Here is a 15,062-nt window from a genome sequence, read left to right on the forward strand (position 1 = left end):
CCGGTCACAGGAAGGTGCTGATGTTCTTGGCTAGCAGGACGTTCTGGTCGAGCAGGATCGTGCGGCGGGCGATCAGCAGCCGTCCGTCGTCCGGGTCGCGGCGCAGCAGGTCGGTCCGGCCGCCGGCGTAGAGGTCGACCTCGCGTTCCAGGCGGTTGCGGTAGCAGAGGAAGGACGACTCGGCGACGTACTCGCCCGGCTCGTCGGCCGTCCGGACCAGGACGTCGGTGATCAGGTGCCGGGTCCGGGACGGGGGTTCCTCGGCCCAGGCCATGCCGGACTCGAAGCGGCGGATCCGCCAGGCCAGACTGGCCCTGGTCTCGTCGAAGATCGCCACCTCGCCGGGGGCGCCGTCCGCCAGCGCCTGCTGTCTGCGCAGCCGGTTGGTGCGCACCGGCGCCCAGTAGTGCAGGTCGTCGGCGAACAGCTCCAGCCAGTCGGCGTAGCGGTGCTGGTCCAGGAGCCGCGCCTCGGTGGCGTACAGCCTCTGCACCTCGAAGTGGAGGCGGATGTCGTCGTCGAGGGACGGGGACGAGGGGGCCGTGACCGTCGGCTCCGGGGTGTGAATGCTCATCGGTGGGTCCTCCCGCGGGCCGCGTCCGGTGCGGTGTCGGATCGCTTCAGCACCGTGCGCAGGTCGGTGCCCTCGTCGGCGAGCAGGGCGGGGTCGACCGGCACGTCCCGGTCGATGATCCGCCGGGCCGCCTTGATGTCGCGGGCGCGGTCGACGGCCGCCGCCGCGACCAGCCGGTCGCCGCTGAGGCCCAGGACGGTGAACGCGCCGCTGTCCGGCGCACCGCGCAGCACGGTCCGCTCGGCGTCCGCCATCGTGCCGACCGCCTCCAGGCGGCAGCCGTGGCGGTCCGACCAGAACCAGGTCGCGCCGGCCGGCGGGAGCGGGCGGCCGAGGATGCCGTGGGCGGCGGCCGCGCCGCCCAGCTGGGCGGCATCCCAGTGCTCGTGGCGGACGCGGTGGCCGTCGAGGCGGGCCACGTCCCCCACGGCGAACACGTTCGGGTGGGACGTGCGCTGCCCGGGGTGGACGACGACGCCGTTGTCCACCCGCAGTCCGGCGGCTTCGGCGAGCCCGGTCACGGGGCGGATGCCGATGCCCGCCACGACCGTGTCGGCGGCGACGACCCTGCCGTCGCCCACGCCGTCGCCCGCGAGGTGGACGAGGACTTCCGTCGCGCCGGGGCGGTGTTCGACGCGCTCGACACCCGCGGTGATCACCTCGATGCCCTCGGCGGTGTGCCGGCGGTGCAGGACGCCCGCGATCTCGTCGCCGACCACCGCGGCCAGCGGCACCGGCACCGGGTCGACCAGGGTGACCCGGCAGCCCAGGGCCACCGCCACGGCGGCCGTCTCCGCGCCGATCAGCCCGGCGCCCACGACCGTCACCCGGGACCGGGGCAGCAGCCGTTCCCGCAGCCGCTCCGCGTCCTGCCAGGTGCGCAGGACGTGCACGGCCGGGTCGTCTCCCCCGGGCACGGGCAGGGTCCGCGGAGTGCCACCGGTGGCCAGGACGACCCGGTCGGCGCCCGCCACCACCCCGTCGGCCCGTTCGACGCCGCCCTCGTGGGGTCGGATCGCCCGCACCGGGGTGCCGTCCCGCAGGTCGACGCGCTGCTCCTCGTACCACCGCTCGGGCCGCAGAAGGACGTCGTCGCGCCGGGCCTCGCCGAGCAGCACGTCCTTGCTGAGCGGTGGCCGGTCGTACGGCAGTCCCCGCTCGGCGCTGTACAGCACCAGCTCGCCGTCGTAGCCCTGGGCGCGCAGCGCGTCGCAGGCGGAGACGGCGGCCAGGCCCGCGCCGACGACGGCGACGCTCCGCGGCGGGCTCATCCGACGGCCTCGGGACCGGGACCGTAGCCGGGGTCGGGGTCGGTCCCGGGGTGCAGCCAGATCCCGCCGTCACGGACCTCGACCCGGTGCGCGCGCACGCCGGTGGTGGCGGGCATGCACTGCGGCTGCCCCGTGCGCAGGCAGAAGCGGGCGCCGTGCAACGGGCACTCCACCTCGCCGTTCTCGATCCAGCCGTCGGCGAGGGAGGCCCGGCCGTGCGAGCAGGTGTCGTCGAGGGCGTAGTAGGCGCCGTCGTCGTGGAAGACGGCGATGGCGTCGTCGTGGCCTGTGGTCCCGGCGGGCACCTTCAGCGCCTCGCCCTCCTCGATGTCGCCGACGGCGGCGACGCGGACACCGGTGCGGGTGAGGGTCATCGCGTTTCCTTCTCGTGCCAGGCGGGCGTGTTCATCAGGTCGCGCCAGCGGGTGTAGAAGCCGCGGGCGGCGCCGTCGCTGTAAAGGCGGCCGGTGGTGCCCGGATGGACGCCGTCCTCGGTCTGGAGCCCTATCCCCATCTGGTAGTTGAGGATCATCGACCCGGCCATGAACCCGTGCGCGGTGGCCTGGCACTCGCTCCAGTTCTCGCCGTCGTCCTGCTCGAAGATGCCGGTCGGCCCGAACGTGCGCAGGTTGTACAGCCGTTGGGCCTCCTTCACCTCCTGCGGCATGGACCGGTCGACGACCGTCCAGGCCCACACCTCCATCCGGTCGGGGCCCTTGGGGTGCCAGACCCGGATGGAGCCGTTGACCGGCAGGTAGGAGAAGTTGGGGAAGACGGTGGCGTGCCCGGTGGTCATGGGCCCCTCGACCCGGGCGTCCCCGAGCCGTTCGCGCAGCGCGTCGTAGTCGTAGTAGCCGTGCACCACCCGGTCGTCGAAGCGGCTCTTGGGGTGGGTGGGGAAACCGGCGCCGTGACCGAGCGGATCGGTGTACTGCCGTCCCGGGGTCCGCACGATCTCCGTCTTCGGCCCCTTGCCGGACGGCGACATGACCATCAGCGCGGACGCGTGCGAGATGTTGACGTGGTACCAGTCGGAGGCGAACTGCTCGGCCGCCAGCTTCCAGTTGCCCTCCAGCACCCACTTGTGGACGCCGCCGACGACCTCGGTGCCCTCCGGGTCGCGGTCGAGCATCGCGTCCATGTACCAGGTCATTCCGCCCAGCGCCTCCATGAGCGGCGGCGCGTCCGGATTCCAGGTCGCGAAGACGAGCCCCTTGTACGTGTCGAGCTGGGCGACCTCGGTCAGTCCCCACTGCTCGCGGTCGAAGTCCGCCGGGTAGTCCTCACCGTTGGGGACGTTGACCAGCTCGCCCGCCATGTCGTACGACCAGCCGTGGTAGCTGCACGTGAACGCCTTCGTCGCGCCCGCGTCGGCCCGGCAGACCCGCATCCCCCGGTGCCGGCAGGCGTTGAGGAACGCCCGCAGCCTGCGGTCCCGGCCCATGGCGACGATGACGGGGTCCTCCCCCATGTACGTGGTGAAGAAGTCGCCGGGCTTGCCGAACTGGCTCTCGTGCGCGAGGAACAGCCAGCTGGGTGCGAACACCCGGCGCGACTCCTGCCGGTAGAGCGCCCGGTCGCCGAAGATCGTGCGGTCGATCAGGCCCCGGTCGAGGTCGAAGTACCCGCTGACGTCGACGGCCGGCTCGGGAACCCGGGCCAGGCGGTGCGCCGCGGGGCGGGCAGGGGTGGACGTCATCGCTGGGCCTCCTCGAACGGGGCCGGACCTGCCGGGCGCCGCCCGGCCCGGGTGTGCGGGCCGGCGCCGTCGGTGTCGTGTCGGTGCATGGGGCCCAGCAGACGTCACCGACCGGGGAACGGCACAGCCGCTGTTCCGTGCTGCGGCACACCGCTGCCGTGGACCGCGTCATGCCGTTGGCACCGGAGTGCCGGGTGCGCCCGATGTGTCGTGCCGCAGAACGGAACACGGATCTTTCGAGCCATCGCCGGGGCTCTACAGTCCCGGCTCAATCCCCACCGTGTGTCCTGGATCACTGAGCATCCGGGCCTGATCGGAATCGAGCCGCTTCATGTCCTCCGAGGCCACGAGCGACGCCACACAGACCGGCGTCACCACCATCACCACCACGGCGGCATCCGCCGCACAGAAGCCCACAGGGAAGTCCACCGTGTCGCGGGTCGCTGTCGCGAGCCTCATCGGCACCACCATCGAGTACTACGACTTCGCCGTGTACGGCACGGCCGCGGCCCTCGTCCTGGGCCCGGCCTTCTTCCCCGCCGGCAACGCCACCGTCTCCACCCTGGCCGCCTTCCTCACCTTCGCCGCCGCCTTCCTGGCCCGACCGGTCGGCGTGGTGCTGTTCGGCGGCATCGGCGACCGGGTCGGCCGCAAGCGGGCCCTCTTCCTCTCCCTGGTGCTGATGGGTCTGTCCACGGTCGGCGTGGGACTGCTCCCGACGTACGCGACGGCGGGCATCGTCGCCCCCGTGCTCCTGGTCGCGCTGCGTCTGCTGCAGGGCGTGAGCCTGGGCGGCGAGTGGGGCGGCGCCGTGCTGCTGGCGGCGGAGCACGCGCCCCCCGGCCGCCGCGCCCTGTTCGCGTCGATCCCGCAGGCGGGCCCGCCGCTCGGCTTCCTGCTGTCGAGCGCCGTGATCCTGCCGACGCTGGCGATCGCGGGCAAGGACGGCTTCGCCGCATGGGCCTGGCGCGTTCCGTTCCTGCTGAGCACCGTCCTGATCGCCGTCGGCCTCTGGGTGCGCTCCCGGGTCACCGAGTCCCCTGTGTTCGAGCGGCGTTCCACCGGTGCCGCGGCCGACGTACCCCGTTTCCCGCTCGTCGCCCTGGTCAAGGAGCACCCCGGCAGGCTGCTCCTGGGCATCGGCGCGGCGATCGGCGGCTCCGCGATGTACTACCTGACGATCGTGTACAGCCTCTCCTACGGCCCGACGGCCCTCGGTATCCCCCAGCCCACGATGCTGACCGCCACGAGCATCGCCGCCGGGGCCGTCGTGGCCGCCACGGTGCCGGTGGCGATGCTGGCCGACCGGGTGGGCAGGCGCCCGGTGATGCTGACCGGCGCCGTGGGCTGTGTGCTGTGGGCCCTGCCCATGTTCGGCTCCCTCAGGACCGGCGACGGCGCGCTGATCGCCGGGGCGTTCACCGTCGGGCTCGTGCTGTTCATCATGATGTTCTCGCCCATGGCGGCGTTCCTGCCGGAGCTGTTCCCGGCCCGGCTGCGCTACACCGGTGCCTCGGCGACCTTCATCCTCGCCGCCACCTTCGGCGGCGGCTTCGCCCCGCTGGTCGCCACCTGGCTGAACTCGCACTGGCGGTCGCCGCTCGTCCTCGGTGCCTACGCCGGTGCGCTGTGCCTGGTCAGCCTGGTCTGCGTGCTGGCCCTGCCCGAGACCCGCGACCGGGACTTCAGCGCCTGACGTCCCTCGCCCCATCACCCCGAGCGGGGCCCGAACGACGGGTCACGCCGAGGGTCGCGAACCGCCCGTCGTGCCACCGGTGCGCGACGGGCGGTTCCGTCGTGGCCGGTCGCGCAGTTCTCCGCGCTCCTTCGGAGGGCGTCCGGAACGGCCGTCGCACGTGGCGTTTACAAGTCCGACATGGTCTCCTACATTGGACGCACGTCTACTTGATTGGTCGCCCTCTCGGATCACTCGGTTCTTCCCCCCGGAGTCTGCCCATGCCCGTCACCGCCTCTTCTCCCGAGCATGCCGACCGCCCGCACCCCGGTGCACCGAGACCCGTGCCCGAGCAGCAGACGGCGGTCGACAAGGCGCTGGTCCTCCTGAAGTCGCTCGCCGAACAGGACCGGGAGGTCGGCGTCAGCGAACTGGCCCGCCGCGCCCGTCTCACCAAGTCGACGGCCTTCCGCCTGCTGGGCATCCTCCAGCGCAACGAACTCGTCGAGCGGGTCGGCAGCAACTACCGGCTCGGCACCCAGCTCTTCGACATCGGCAACCGCGTCTACGGACCGACGCCCCAGCTCCTACAGGAGCGGCTGCTGCCACACCTTGCGGATCTGTACGAACTGACGCACGAAACGGTGCACCTGGCCGTGCTGCACGGCACCGAGATCGTGTACATCAACAAGATCCACGGCCACCGCGCGGCGCGCTCGCCCTCCCGGATCGGCGCCCGGCTGCCCGCGTACTGCACCGCCGTCGGCAAGGCCCTGCTCGCCTTCGACCACGACGCGGCCGAGGCGGCCATCGACGCGGGGCTGCCCGCCCTCACCGAGTACACCCTCACCGACGCCGCGAGCTTCCGGGCCGAGCTGCGGCGCATCCGCCGCAACGGCATCGCCTACGACCGCCAGGAGGCCACCATCGGCCTGACCTGCGTCGCCGTACCGATCATGGGTCCCCTCGGCCGTCCCGTGGCCGCGCTCTCCGTCGCCGGCGCCGACCACCGCTTCGACCCCTCGCGCTACGCCGGAGCCCTGCGCCGCGTGGCCCACGAAGCGGCTCGCGCGGTCACCGCCGCGAAGGCACGCGGCCCGGTCCCGTCGGGACGGGACGGCCTGCCCGTGGCCTGACGTCCTGCGGCGCGGTCTGCGGCGCGGTCTGCGGCGCGGTCTGCGGCCCCGGGTGCCCGACGGCACTCGGGGCCGCCGGCGTCCGCGGACCCGACGGCGCTCAGGCTCTCAGGAGCGCTCGTGTCCGTGGGTGCGGGTGACGGTCATACCGCCGGTGCCCGGCTGCACACGCGGCACGCTCACCACGATGTGGACCAGACTCTCGCCGTCCAGCGACTCGTACACATGCGGCCGGTCGCCCGGGTATCTCACGAAGTCACCCGCCACCAGCTCGACCGGGGCGTCGGCGGGCCCGACCCGCACCCGGCCCCTGATCACATACAGATGCTCGAGGGTGCCGACCGGATGCGGCTCGGACGGTCGGTCCGCGCCCTGTGACCGACTGACGCGGACCAGGTAGTTCTCGATGACGCCGGAGCCGTACACATGGTCCAGGGTGCGGGACTCGTATCCGTCGTGCCGCTCCCAGACGACGTCGTCGCCCCGCTGCACGGTCATGACCTGTTCCCGCTCGGCCACCAGCCGCGTCACCGGCACACCGAGCGCTCCGGCGATGGAGAAGAGCGTGTCGACGGTGGGATTCCCCGTCCCCAGTTCCAGTTTGGACAGCGTCTGCTTGGCCAGGCCGGCCTGACGGGCCAGTTCCGCCAGGGACAGGCCCCGCTGCTCTCTGAGAAGGCGCACATTGCGCGCCACCACGCTGTTCGCCGATGACACGGGACCACTGTAAGGGAGGGCCTTCGGCGCCTGCCGAGCGGGAGTCCCGCCTGCCCGGCCTGGACTTCCCGGTGTTCCCGCTCCACGACCCGGCCATCGTCTCGGCAGGTCAGCGCCGCACCCTCGGCATCCCGAGACCGATCCAGGAGATGATCTCCCGCTGGATCTCGTTGTTGCCGCCGCCGAAGGTGAAGATCACGGCGGAGCGGTAGCCGCGCTCGAGTTCGCCGTGCAGCACGGCTCCCGCCGAGCCCTCCTGGAGTGCGCCGGGGGCGGCGACGATCTCCAGGAGCCAGGCGTAGGCGTCCCGGCGGGCCTCGGATCCGTACACCTTGACGGCGGAGGCGTCCTGCGGGGTGAGGGTGCCGTTCTGCAGGGCGCCCACCATCTGCCAGTTGAGGAGCTTGAGGGCGTCCAGCCGGACATGGGTCCGGGCGAGGCGGCGGCGTACCCAGGGCAGGTCGACGACCCGGCGGCCGTCGGCGAGCTTGGTCTCGGCCGCCCAGCGCTGGACGTCGTGCAGGGCGCGGATCGCCATGGTGCCGTGCGCGGCGAGGGTCACGCGCTCGTGGTTGAGCTGGTTGGTGATGAGCCGCCAGCCCTGGTTCTCGGCGCCGACCCGGTGGGAGACGGGGACGCGGACGTTCTCGTAGTAGCTGGCGGTGGTGTCGTGCGAGGCGAGGGTGCGGATGACCGTGCAGGAGTAGCCGGGGTCGGTGGTCGGCACCAGGAGCATGGTGATGCCCTTGTGGGGCGGGGCCTCGGGGTCGGTGCGGGTCGCCAGCCAGACCCAGTCGGCGGTGTCGCCGTTGGTCGTCCAGATCTTCTGGCCGTTGACGACGTACTCGTCCCCTTCCCGGACGGCCCGCGTCCTGAGGGAGGCGAGGTCGGTGCCGGCGCCGGGCTCGCTGTAGCCGATGGCGAAGTCGATCTCGCCGGAGAGGATCTTCGGCAGGAAGTACGTCTTCTGTTCGTCGGTGCCGTACTGCATGATCGTCGGGCCGACGGTGTTCAGGGCCATCAGCGGCAGCGGTACGCCTGCCTGGGCGGCCTCGTCGAAGAACACGAACTGCTCGATCGGGGTCAGGCCGCGTCCGCCGTACTCCTTGGGCCAGCCGACGCCGAGCCAGCCGTCCGCGCCGAGGCGGCGGATGGTCCTGCGGTAGAAGCGTTTCGCGCCGACAGGGTCGGTGTGCCGGGCGTAGGCGTTGTCCGGTACCAACTCGGCGAAGTAGGCGCGCAGTTCGGTGCGCAGTCGCTGCTGCTCGGGCGTGTGGTCGAGGTGCACGGCGCCTCCAGGCTTCCCCAGGCCGGTGTCCTGACGGCGCACACGGTAGAACGTGTTCCAGTAATTGGGAATGGCAGGGCGGGAAGAGCAAGGTTGCGGGGAGGATGTCGTCCCATGACGGTTGACGGAATGAAGGCACGGTTGGAGCGGGCGGGACTCGAGATCGCGGATCCCTGGTACTCCGAGGGGCCGCTGCCGTCCCGTGAGGCCTGGCGCCGGGTCACCTGCGGGGAGACCGCGCCGCGGGTCACCCTGCCGGGAGACCGGCGCGCGGACGTCAATGCGCAGTGGTATCGCCTCGCGGTGGAGAGCGGCTTCTTCGACGGGGACGGCCTGTTCCTCGTCGAGATCGACGGCGACCGCGCCGGCCGCGGGCCCCGGCACTGGGCGCGGGTGCGGCTGACGCCCGGGTGGGATCTGGCGGGCGGGCTGCGCCCGACGCCGGACGGGCAGGCGGAGTTCGTCGCCATGGCGGTCGGCGGGGACACGGTGATCGGTGTGACCGGCGATGCGGACGGCGTCCGGATCACGGTGGTGGACCGGATCGCGGAGCGCGTCGAGGAGGAGGCGCGCAGGGCCGCCGAGGACACCCCGCGACAGCGGGAGGAGGCCTGGGAGTCGCTGCTCGCGGGGGCGTCGAGGAAGTTCTGGCTGCTGTGGGCGGAGAGCCTCGGCGGCAACCCCGGCGTCCCGGACGACCTGCGGATCGAGCTTCTGCCCCTGTCCGGCTACCTGCCGTACTACCGCCAGTCGGCCGCGGTGGTCGAGGCGGCGATGGCCCACGAGGACTGGGACGTACGCGCGCGCTTCGCCGAGCACCAGCCGAATCTGACGCCGGAGCAGTACACCCGCCTGGTCCTCGCCGAGACCGAACCCCGGCGCCGGGCGAGCCTCCTGTGGGCGACCCGCCACAAAGAGCTTCCGCCCGCCGCGTACGAGCGACTCGCCGCCGACCCCTCCGCCGCCGTCCGCGAGGAGCTGGCGCAGGTGCCCGGGCTGCCGGTCCCGGTGCTGACCGCCCTGGCGGTGGACTCCCACGCCTCCGTGCGGGCCGCCGCCTGCGGGCCTGCCTGGCCGCATCTGGACGAGCGGACGCGCGAGGATCTGCTGCACGACGGCCACGGCAGCGTCCGCACCGCCGCCCTGCTGTGTCACCACGAGGACCACCCGATGCCTCGGTCCGTGTTCGACGCGGCCGAAGGACCCCGGGACCGGGCGATGGAGAGCTGCCGGTTGGATCGCGCGCTCGCCGAACGCCTGGTCCGGGACGAGGATCCGGCCCTGCGCCGGCGCCTCGCCCGCAATCCGCGTCTGGACTCCGACCTGGTCCTCCTCCTGGGGAAGGATCAGGACGGCGGCGTCCGGTTCGAGGCGTCGTTGCACCCCGGTCTCCGCGAGGAGGACCGCGCCCGTATCGACTTCCCGTTCGATCCGGGGACCATGTGTCACGATCTCGCCTGGGTCACGGCACTGCACGACGACCCCGACGCCATGCGCCGGCTCGCCGCCTCCACCCACCCCGTCGTGCGCCGGAGCGTCGCGCGGGCCCGGCACCTCCCGGCGGACGTCGTCGAGCGACTGGCCGGGGACGAGGACCGGGTCGTCCATCTCTTCCTCGCCGAATCGTGCGAGGACGCGCCCGCCGAACTGCTGCTGTCGGTGTGGCGGTGGTGGACCGGCAGCTTCAGCCACCCGGACCGGCCGCACGGTCACCCGAACTTCCCGCGCCGCGATCTGCTCCGGTACGCCGACGACCAAAGCCCCCGGATGCGGCGGCTGGCGCTGGACGACCCGGACTCGACGCCCGAGCTGGTGGAGCGGTTCGGCCGGGACGGGAGCGCGGAGGTGCGGGCGCGGGCGGCGGCCGACCCCCGGCTGTCGGCCGCCTCGGCGGTACGGCTGCTCAGCGACCCGTACGACACGGTCCGCGCGGCGGCGGCCCGACACCGGGAGCTGCCCGCCCGCACCCTGGTGGGGCTGCTGCGGGACCTCGAGACCGCGGAGACGGCGGCCCGGAATCCAGGGCTGCCCGTGCCGGTCATGCGCCGGATCCTGGCGGAGGCGCGCACGGCGGGGGCGTAGTGTGCTGGTTTGCCGACGCTGAGTAATGGGTAGGGCGAGGCGGGATTTGCGCCCTGTTCCTGGGGTATTGGGGCGGTATGAGTATCGCAACCGAGCAGCTGGCCGCCACGAGCGGCCTGATCAGCCTGGTGCTGTTCCTGGTCGCAGTCGTCGTCGTGGGGCTGATGGCCGGGAGCTTCTGGCTGGGCGCGCGGATCAAAGAGCGCGAGTCGCCGAGGCCGCGCCCCGAGGAGCAGCCGCACCTTCCGCCGGACGGCGCGGTGCACGAGATCCGTGAGAACCGTGAGTCCCAGGAGGTACCCCGGACCGCCAAGGGCGAACGCCCCCTCACCCCCTATGAGCTGACCAACCTGCAGACCCGGTCGAGCGCGGACAAGACCAGGCGCCGGTGGAGCGAGGGCAGCAGCGGCTCCTTCGGCGGGGGCGGACTGGGCGCCCACTGAGTCACCGGGAGCGGGTCACAGGGCTGTACGGGCCGCCGCGAGCGCCTGCTCGGCGTACGGTCTCCCGAACAGTACGGCGTGCACCAGCAGCGGGAAGAGCTGGTGCACGCCGACCCGTCCGGCCCACCCCTCGGCGAGCGGCGCCACCTGCTCGTACCCCTCGATGATCTGCCGCAGGTACGGGCAGCCGAACAGGGCGAGCATCGCGAGGTCGGTCTCGCGGTGTCCGCCGTGCGCGGCCGGGTCGATGAGCCGGACGTCGCCGTCGGCGCCCCACAGCACGTTGCCGTTCCACAGGTCGCCGTGGAGCCGGGCGGGTGCCTCGGTGGGCCCGGCCACCTCGGGCAGCCGCGCGCAGAGGCGTTCGACGTCGGCCGCCTCGGCAGGGCGCACGGTGCCGGCGTCGACCGCGGCGCGCAGATAGGCCAGCACCCGGTACTCGGCGTATTAGCTCGGCCAGTCCTCGCCGGCGATGTTGCGCAGGGGGGCGAGCCCGATGTGGGCGTCCTCGGGGCCGTCCGGCGGCGGCGCGCCGAACGCGGGGGCGCCTGAGGCGTGCAGGGCGGCGAGGTCGCGGCCGAACCGTACGGCGGCCCCGGCGCCCGGCGCTCCGGTCGCCACCCGCTCGGTGACCAGCCAGCGCTCGTCCGCCCCCAGGGCGCCGGGCACCCGTACGGTGTCCGCCGCGGCGAGCCAGCGCAGCCCGGCCGCCTCTGCGCGTACGGCGTCCCGCTCGTCGCTCCGTTTGACCATCACCGTGCGCCCGTCGTCGAGCGCGGCTTCCCAGAGCGTCCCGGTCAGCGGGCGCACCCGGTGGACGGGCGTCCCGGTGAGCCTGGTGACGGCGGAGGCGGGACCCGGGCCGGGCCGGCGGGACGAGGTCACGGGGACGAGCCTACGGCGGGTCCCGCGCGCTGCGCAGAACTGCGTTCGCCATCAGGCGGCCATCCCGCGACCCTGCGTTCAGGTTCGGACAGTGAACGGACAGTAAACGACTTCGTGGAGCGGAGGCGGCCGAAAGGCGCTGTAGTGGCCTGAACCGTCGCGCAGGGTGAGGTGGAAGATGGCCGACGTGATGCAGGCAGGTCCCGTGCTGCGCCCTGGCAGGGCACAGCAGAAACGGTGCGTCTGTGGTGCGCTCATAACGGACGGTGCGCCGAGCGGGGCCGAGGAGCGGTTCCGGGGTCTGCTGGAGGCGGCGCCGGACGCCATGGTCATCGTCGACGACCGGGGCGCGATCAAGCTGGTCAACGCCCAGACGGAGGCGCTGTTCGGCTACGGCCGCGAGGAACTCCTGGGCCATCCGGTCGAGTTGCTCATCCCGGACCGTTTCCGCGACCAGCACACCGGGCACCGGGGCGCCTACACGGCCAACCGCCAGGTGCGGCCGATGGGCGCCGGGCTGGAGCTGCACGGGCTGCGCAAGGACGGGACCGAGTTCCCGGTGGAGATCAGCCTCAGTCCGCTGGAGACGGCCGACGGGCTGCTGGTGTCGGCGGCCGTGCGGGACGTCAGCGACCGCAAGGCGGCGGAGGCCCGGATCAACGAGCTCGCCGCGCTGGTGGAGTCCTCGCAGGACGCGATCCTCGCCAAGACCCTGGACGGGTACATCACCTACTGGAACGCGGCCGCGCAGCGGCTGTACGGCTACACGGCCGAGGAGGTGATAGGGCGTCATGTCTCGCTGCTGGCGCCGCCGGAGCTGCGGGGCGAGGTCCGCTCCCTGCTGAAGCGGCTGCGGCACGGCGAGAAGGTCGAGCACTTCGAGACCCTGCGGCTGACCAGCACGGGATCGCTGCTGGACATCGACGTCACGCTGTGGCCGACCCGGGACACGCACGGCACGGTGGTCGGGGCGTGCGCGATCGTGCGGGACATCAGCGACCGCAAGCGGGCCGAGGCCGAGCTCACCGCGCTGCTGGAACAGCAGCGGCACATCGCGCTGACCCTGCAGCGCAGTCTGATGGGCACCCCGCCCGCGCTGCCGGGGCTGGACACCGCGAGCCGCTACCGGCCGGCCACCCAGGGCGCCGGTGTGGGCGGCGACTGGTTCGACCTGATCCCGCTGGGCGCCGACCGGGTGGGCGTGCTGATCGGTGACGTGATGGGCCGCGGGCTCGAAGCGGCCGCCGTGATGGGCCAGTTGCGGTCGGCTGCGCACGCCCTGGCGAAGACCGGGATGCAGCCGCGTCAGCTGATGCGGGCGCTGGACACCTGTGTCGCCGATCTCGATGTTCCCGACCAGCTCGTCACCTGCTGCTATCTCGTTATCGCCCCGGACGCGGGCACGGTCACCGTCTGTTCGGCGGGCCATCTGCCGGTGCTGGTGGCCGGGGTGGGCGACGGCATCACCGCGCTGCCCTGCCCGGTGAACGCGCCGCTCGGGGTGGGCGACGTGCTGTACGAGCAGGCCAGCACGGAGATACCGCCGGGCGCCACGCTGGTGCTGTACACGGACGGGCTGGTGGAGACGCCCGGCAGCGACATCGAGTTCAGGATCGATGAACTCACCGCCCTCCTGGACGACTTGTTCGCCGGCACGCCGTCGCTGGAGACCGCCGCCGACCAGGTGCTGGCCGGTCTGCTGCCGGACGCCGACAGCCACAACGACGACGTGACCCTGCTGTTCGCCCGGCTTCCGGAGCCACCGCTCGCGTCCGTCACCACCGAGCTGCCGGCCGCCCCGGCGAGCGTGCCGCACGGGCGGGCCTTCCTGCGCCGGACGCTGGCCGCGTGGAACTGCGCGGCCCGCGCCGACGACGCGCTGCTGCTGCTGTCGGAGACGCTGACCAACGCCGTCCTGCACGCCGAGGGCCCGATCCGGCTGCATCTGCACCGCACGGCCACCGATCTCACGGTCGAGGTCGGCGACCGCAGCCCGCACCTGCCCCAGCCCCGGCTGGCGGCCGAGGAGGAGGAGTCGGGGCGGGGGCTGATCCTGGTCCGTGCCCTCGCCGCCGGCTGGGGGGTACGGCCGACGGACGAGGGCAAGACCACCTGGTTCACGCTGAGGCTGTGAGTCCCCGGAACGGCCCGCCACGGGCCAGTTCGAAGGCGTCCAGATGGGCCTGGACGTACGGCACGGCCACCTTCTCCACCTCGATCCGTCCGTCGACGAAGGCGGGCTGGACGTTGACCTCGAAGACGACCCCGCCGTTCTCGATCGCCAGGTCGACTCCGGCGAACGGCAGCCCGACCGAGGCCGTCGCGGCGACGGCGAGTTCAGCGAGGCGCGGCGGCAGGTCGGGCGGGTCGATGTGGACGGGGGTGGCGCCCCGGCAGGTGTTGCAGGGGGTGTCGGGTTCCGGCTGGAGGTGCTCGCGGGCGTGCACGACCTGGCCGCCGAGGACGAAGACCCGGAACTGGTGGCGCAGCCCGTCGGCGGTGACGTTTCCGGCGTCGCGGGAGAGCATCCAGTCGGTGCCGTGCTCGGCGTAGTAGGCGGTGGCGTACTCCAGCAGCTCGGGGTTGGTGACGTGGAAGGTGTCGTCGCCGCCGGTGCCGACGACGGGCCGGGCCCAGGTGTCGCCGCCGAGCCGGTCGAAGACGTCGGCCGCCTCCCAGACGGAGGGACGGGACAGGACGACGGTCTCCATCTGGGCGACGCCGTCGCGGTGGAAGCGGGCGACGGTGAGGTTCTTCTCCGTCGCCGTCCGCCAGGCCTCGGCCCCGGTGCCGAGGGTCACCACGTCGTGGGTCTGCAGGAGTTCCTGGAACGCGGCGAGGTCCCGCCTGCGGTGCGGGGGGATCTCGTAGAGCAGGACGACGTCGGGGACGAAGTCCAGCCGCTCCTCGGGGACCTGGAGCCGTAACCGGCCCCCGTCGGGGACGGCGCGGCCGCGGCCGCCGGTGGCGAAGTGCCGGGAGTCGATGCGGACGGGCGGTGCGCCGGTGAGCAGGTACACCGCGTCGGCGAGGTACTCCCGGCAGCCTTCGGGCGAGGTGGGATCGGCGATCAGGGCGATGCTCGGTCGGGACACAGCGGCCTCCAGTGGTGTCGACGCGCGCTCGCGTTCACGGGGGTGCCTGGTGCGCGCGGAGCGAGCGGTGTCACGGATGGTGCCTGTCGCGCGGGTGGTCCTCGCACCCGTCGCCCTGGGAGCCGCGCCGGTGTGCGGGAGCCGAACCGGGGGGCCGGGCGGACGCCCGGCCGGGACCACGGGGATGTCGCCCCGCC

At 72.9% G+C, this 15,062-nt stretch carries 12 protein-coding genes and 1 pseudogene; 5 read left to right on the forward strand and 8 right to left on the reverse strand.

Features of this window, described 5'->3' with window-relative positions:
• Nucleotides 1–4: 4 nt before the first annotated feature.
• From ACLZN2_RS24420 to ACLZN2_RS24435, 4 genes are read right to left on the reverse strand one after another with little or no spacing between them, the layout of a single operon-like run.
• The gene (locus tag ACLZN2_RS24420) at nucleotides 5–574 is read right to left on the reverse strand and encodes a 3-phenylpropionate/cinnamic acid dioxygenase subunit beta (protein WP_416981140.1); all 570 of its coding nucleotides are present in this window, start codon (nucleotides 572–574) and stop codon (nucleotides 5–7) included.
• Nucleotides 571–1,845, reverse strand: a complete 1,275-nt coding sequence (locus ACLZN2_RS24425) for an NAD(P)/FAD-dependent oxidoreductase (RefSeq protein ID WP_416981141.1) — start codon at nucleotides 1,843–1,845, stop codon at nucleotides 571–573. The genes ACLZN2_RS24420 and ACLZN2_RS24425 overlap by 4 nt, the downstream gene beginning before the upstream one ends.
• Nucleotides 1,842–2,219, reverse strand: a complete 378-nt coding sequence (locus ACLZN2_RS24430) for a bifunctional 3-phenylpropionate/cinnamic acid dioxygenase ferredoxin subunit (protein ID WP_416981142.1) — start codon at nucleotides 2,217–2,219, stop codon at nucleotides 1,842–1,844. The genes ACLZN2_RS24425 and ACLZN2_RS24430 overlap by 4 nt, the downstream gene beginning before the upstream one ends.
• Nucleotides 2,216–3,544: an aromatic ring-hydroxylating dioxygenase subunit alpha gene (locus ACLZN2_RS24435; protein ID WP_416981143.1), complete on the reverse strand. Its 1,329-nt coding sequence runs from the start codon at nucleotides 3,542–3,544 to the stop codon at nucleotides 2,216–2,218. Before ACLZN2_RS24435 ends, ACLZN2_RS24430 begins: the two co-directional genes overlap by 4 nt.
• 331 nt (nucleotides 3,545–3,875) lie before the next feature.
• Here ACLZN2_RS24435 and ACLZN2_RS24440 point away from each other — a divergent pair, with 331 nt between their 5' ends.
• Complete coding sequence (locus ACLZN2_RS24440; protein WP_416981144.1) at nucleotides 3,876–5,240, forward strand: MFS transporter; 1,365 nt, start codon at nucleotides 3,876–3,878, stop codon at nucleotides 5,238–5,240.
• A 260-nt stretch (nucleotides 5,241–5,500) separates the two neighbouring features.
• On the forward strand, nucleotides 5,501–6,355 hold the full coding sequence (locus tag ACLZN2_RS24445) for an IclR family transcriptional regulator (protein ID WP_416981145.1): 855 nt from the start codon (nucleotides 5,501–5,503) through the stop codon (nucleotides 6,353–6,355).
• 108 nt (nucleotides 6,356–6,463) lie between these two features.
• On the opposite strand, the gene ACLZN2_RS24450 is transcribed toward ACLZN2_RS24445, so the two are convergent.
• Nucleotides 6,464–7,072: a helix-turn-helix domain-containing protein gene (locus ACLZN2_RS24450; protein WP_416981146.1), complete on the reverse strand. Its 609-nt coding sequence runs from the start codon at nucleotides 7,070–7,072 to the stop codon at nucleotides 6,464–6,466.
• Nucleotides 7,073–7,181: 109 nt separating this feature from the next.
• Entirely contained in the window at nucleotides 7,182–8,360 is a 1,179-nt protein-coding gene (locus ACLZN2_RS24455; protein ID WP_416981373.1) for an acyl-CoA dehydrogenase family protein, read from the reverse strand.
• Nucleotides 8,361–8,474: 114 nt separating this feature from the next.
• On the opposite strand from ACLZN2_RS24455, the gene ACLZN2_RS24460 reads away from it, so the two are divergent.
• Together ACLZN2_RS24460 and ACLZN2_RS24465 are read left to right on the forward strand one after the other, a co-directional pair.
• Nucleotides 8,475–10,442: a PE-PGRS family protein gene (locus tag ACLZN2_RS24460; protein WP_416981147.1), complete on the forward strand. Its 1,968-nt coding sequence runs from the start codon at nucleotides 8,475–8,477 to the stop codon at nucleotides 10,440–10,442.
• Between the two features lie 77 nt (nucleotides 10,443–10,519).
• Nucleotides 10,520–10,885, forward strand: a complete 366-nt coding sequence (locus ACLZN2_RS24465; RefSeq protein ID WP_416981148.1) for a DUF6479 family protein — start codon at nucleotides 10,520–10,522, stop codon at nucleotides 10,883–10,885.
• A 15-nt stretch (nucleotides 10,886–10,900) separates the two neighbouring features.
• Here the strand turns inward: ACLZN2_RS24465 and ACLZN2_RS24470 are convergent.
• Nucleotides 10,901–11,770: pseudogene (locus tag ACLZN2_RS24470) on the reverse strand (fructosamine kinase family protein).
• 178 nt (nucleotides 11,771–11,948) lie between these two features.
• Between ACLZN2_RS24470 and ACLZN2_RS24475 the strand changes: the two are divergent.
• Nucleotides 11,949–13,904 (forward strand): PAS domain S-box protein, encoded by a 1,956-nt coding sequence (locus tag ACLZN2_RS24475; RefSeq protein ID WP_416981149.1) that lies wholly within the window; start codon nucleotides 11,949–11,951, stop codon nucleotides 13,902–13,904.
• On the opposite strand, the gene ACLZN2_RS24480 is transcribed toward ACLZN2_RS24475, so the two are convergent.
• A complete protein-coding gene (locus ACLZN2_RS24480; protein WP_416981150.1) occupies nucleotides 13,888–14,865 on the reverse strand; it encodes an ATP-grasp domain-containing protein in 978 nt (325 codons plus the stop codon). The two genes, ACLZN2_RS24475 and ACLZN2_RS24480, sit on opposite strands and share 17 nt — an antisense overlap.
• Nucleotides 14,866–15,062: the final 197 nt, after the last annotated feature.

This window comes from Streptomyces sp. T028, from assembly GCF_048159505.1.
Lineage (GTDB): Bacteria > Actinomycetota > Actinomycetes > Streptomycetales > Streptomycetaceae > Streptomyces.

Bases quoted from the DNA above. Each gene is read 5' to 3' on its own strand.
- ACLZN2_RS24445 (WP_416981145.1), top strand. From the start codon at position 5,501: ATGCCCGTCACCGCCTCTTCTCCCGAGCATGCCGACCGCCCGCACCCC.
- ACLZN2_RS24475 (WP_416981149.1), top strand. From the start codon at position 11,949: ATGGCCGACGTGATGCAGGCAGGTCCCGTGCTGCGCCCTGGCAGGGCA.
- ACLZN2_RS24440 (WP_416981144.1), top strand. From the start codon at position 3,876: ATGTCCTCCGAGGCCACGAGCGACGCCACACAGACCGGCGTCACCACC.
- ACLZN2_RS24465 (WP_416981148.1), top strand. From the start codon at position 10,520: ATGAGTATCGCAACCGAGCAGCTGGCCGCCACGAGCGGCCTGATCAGC.
- ACLZN2_RS24425 (WP_416981141.1), bottom strand. From the start codon at position 1,845: ATGAGCCCGCCGCGGAGCGTCGCCGTCGTCGGCGCGGGCCTGGCCGCC.
- ACLZN2_RS24430 (WP_416981142.1), bottom strand. From the start codon at position 2,219: ATGACCCTCACCCGCACCGGTGTCCGCGTCGCCGCCGTCGGCGACATC.
- ACLZN2_RS24435 (WP_416981143.1), bottom strand. From the start codon at position 3,544: ATGACGTCCACCCCTGCCCGCCCCGCGGCGCACCGCCTGGCCCGGGTT.
- ACLZN2_RS24460 (WP_416981147.1), top strand. From the start codon at position 8,475: ATGACGGTTGACGGAATGAAGGCACGGTTGGAGCGGGCGGGACTCGAG.
- ACLZN2_RS24420 (WP_416981140.1), bottom strand. From the start codon at position 574: ATGAGCATTCACACCCCGGAGCCGACGGTCACGGCCCCCTCGTCCCCG.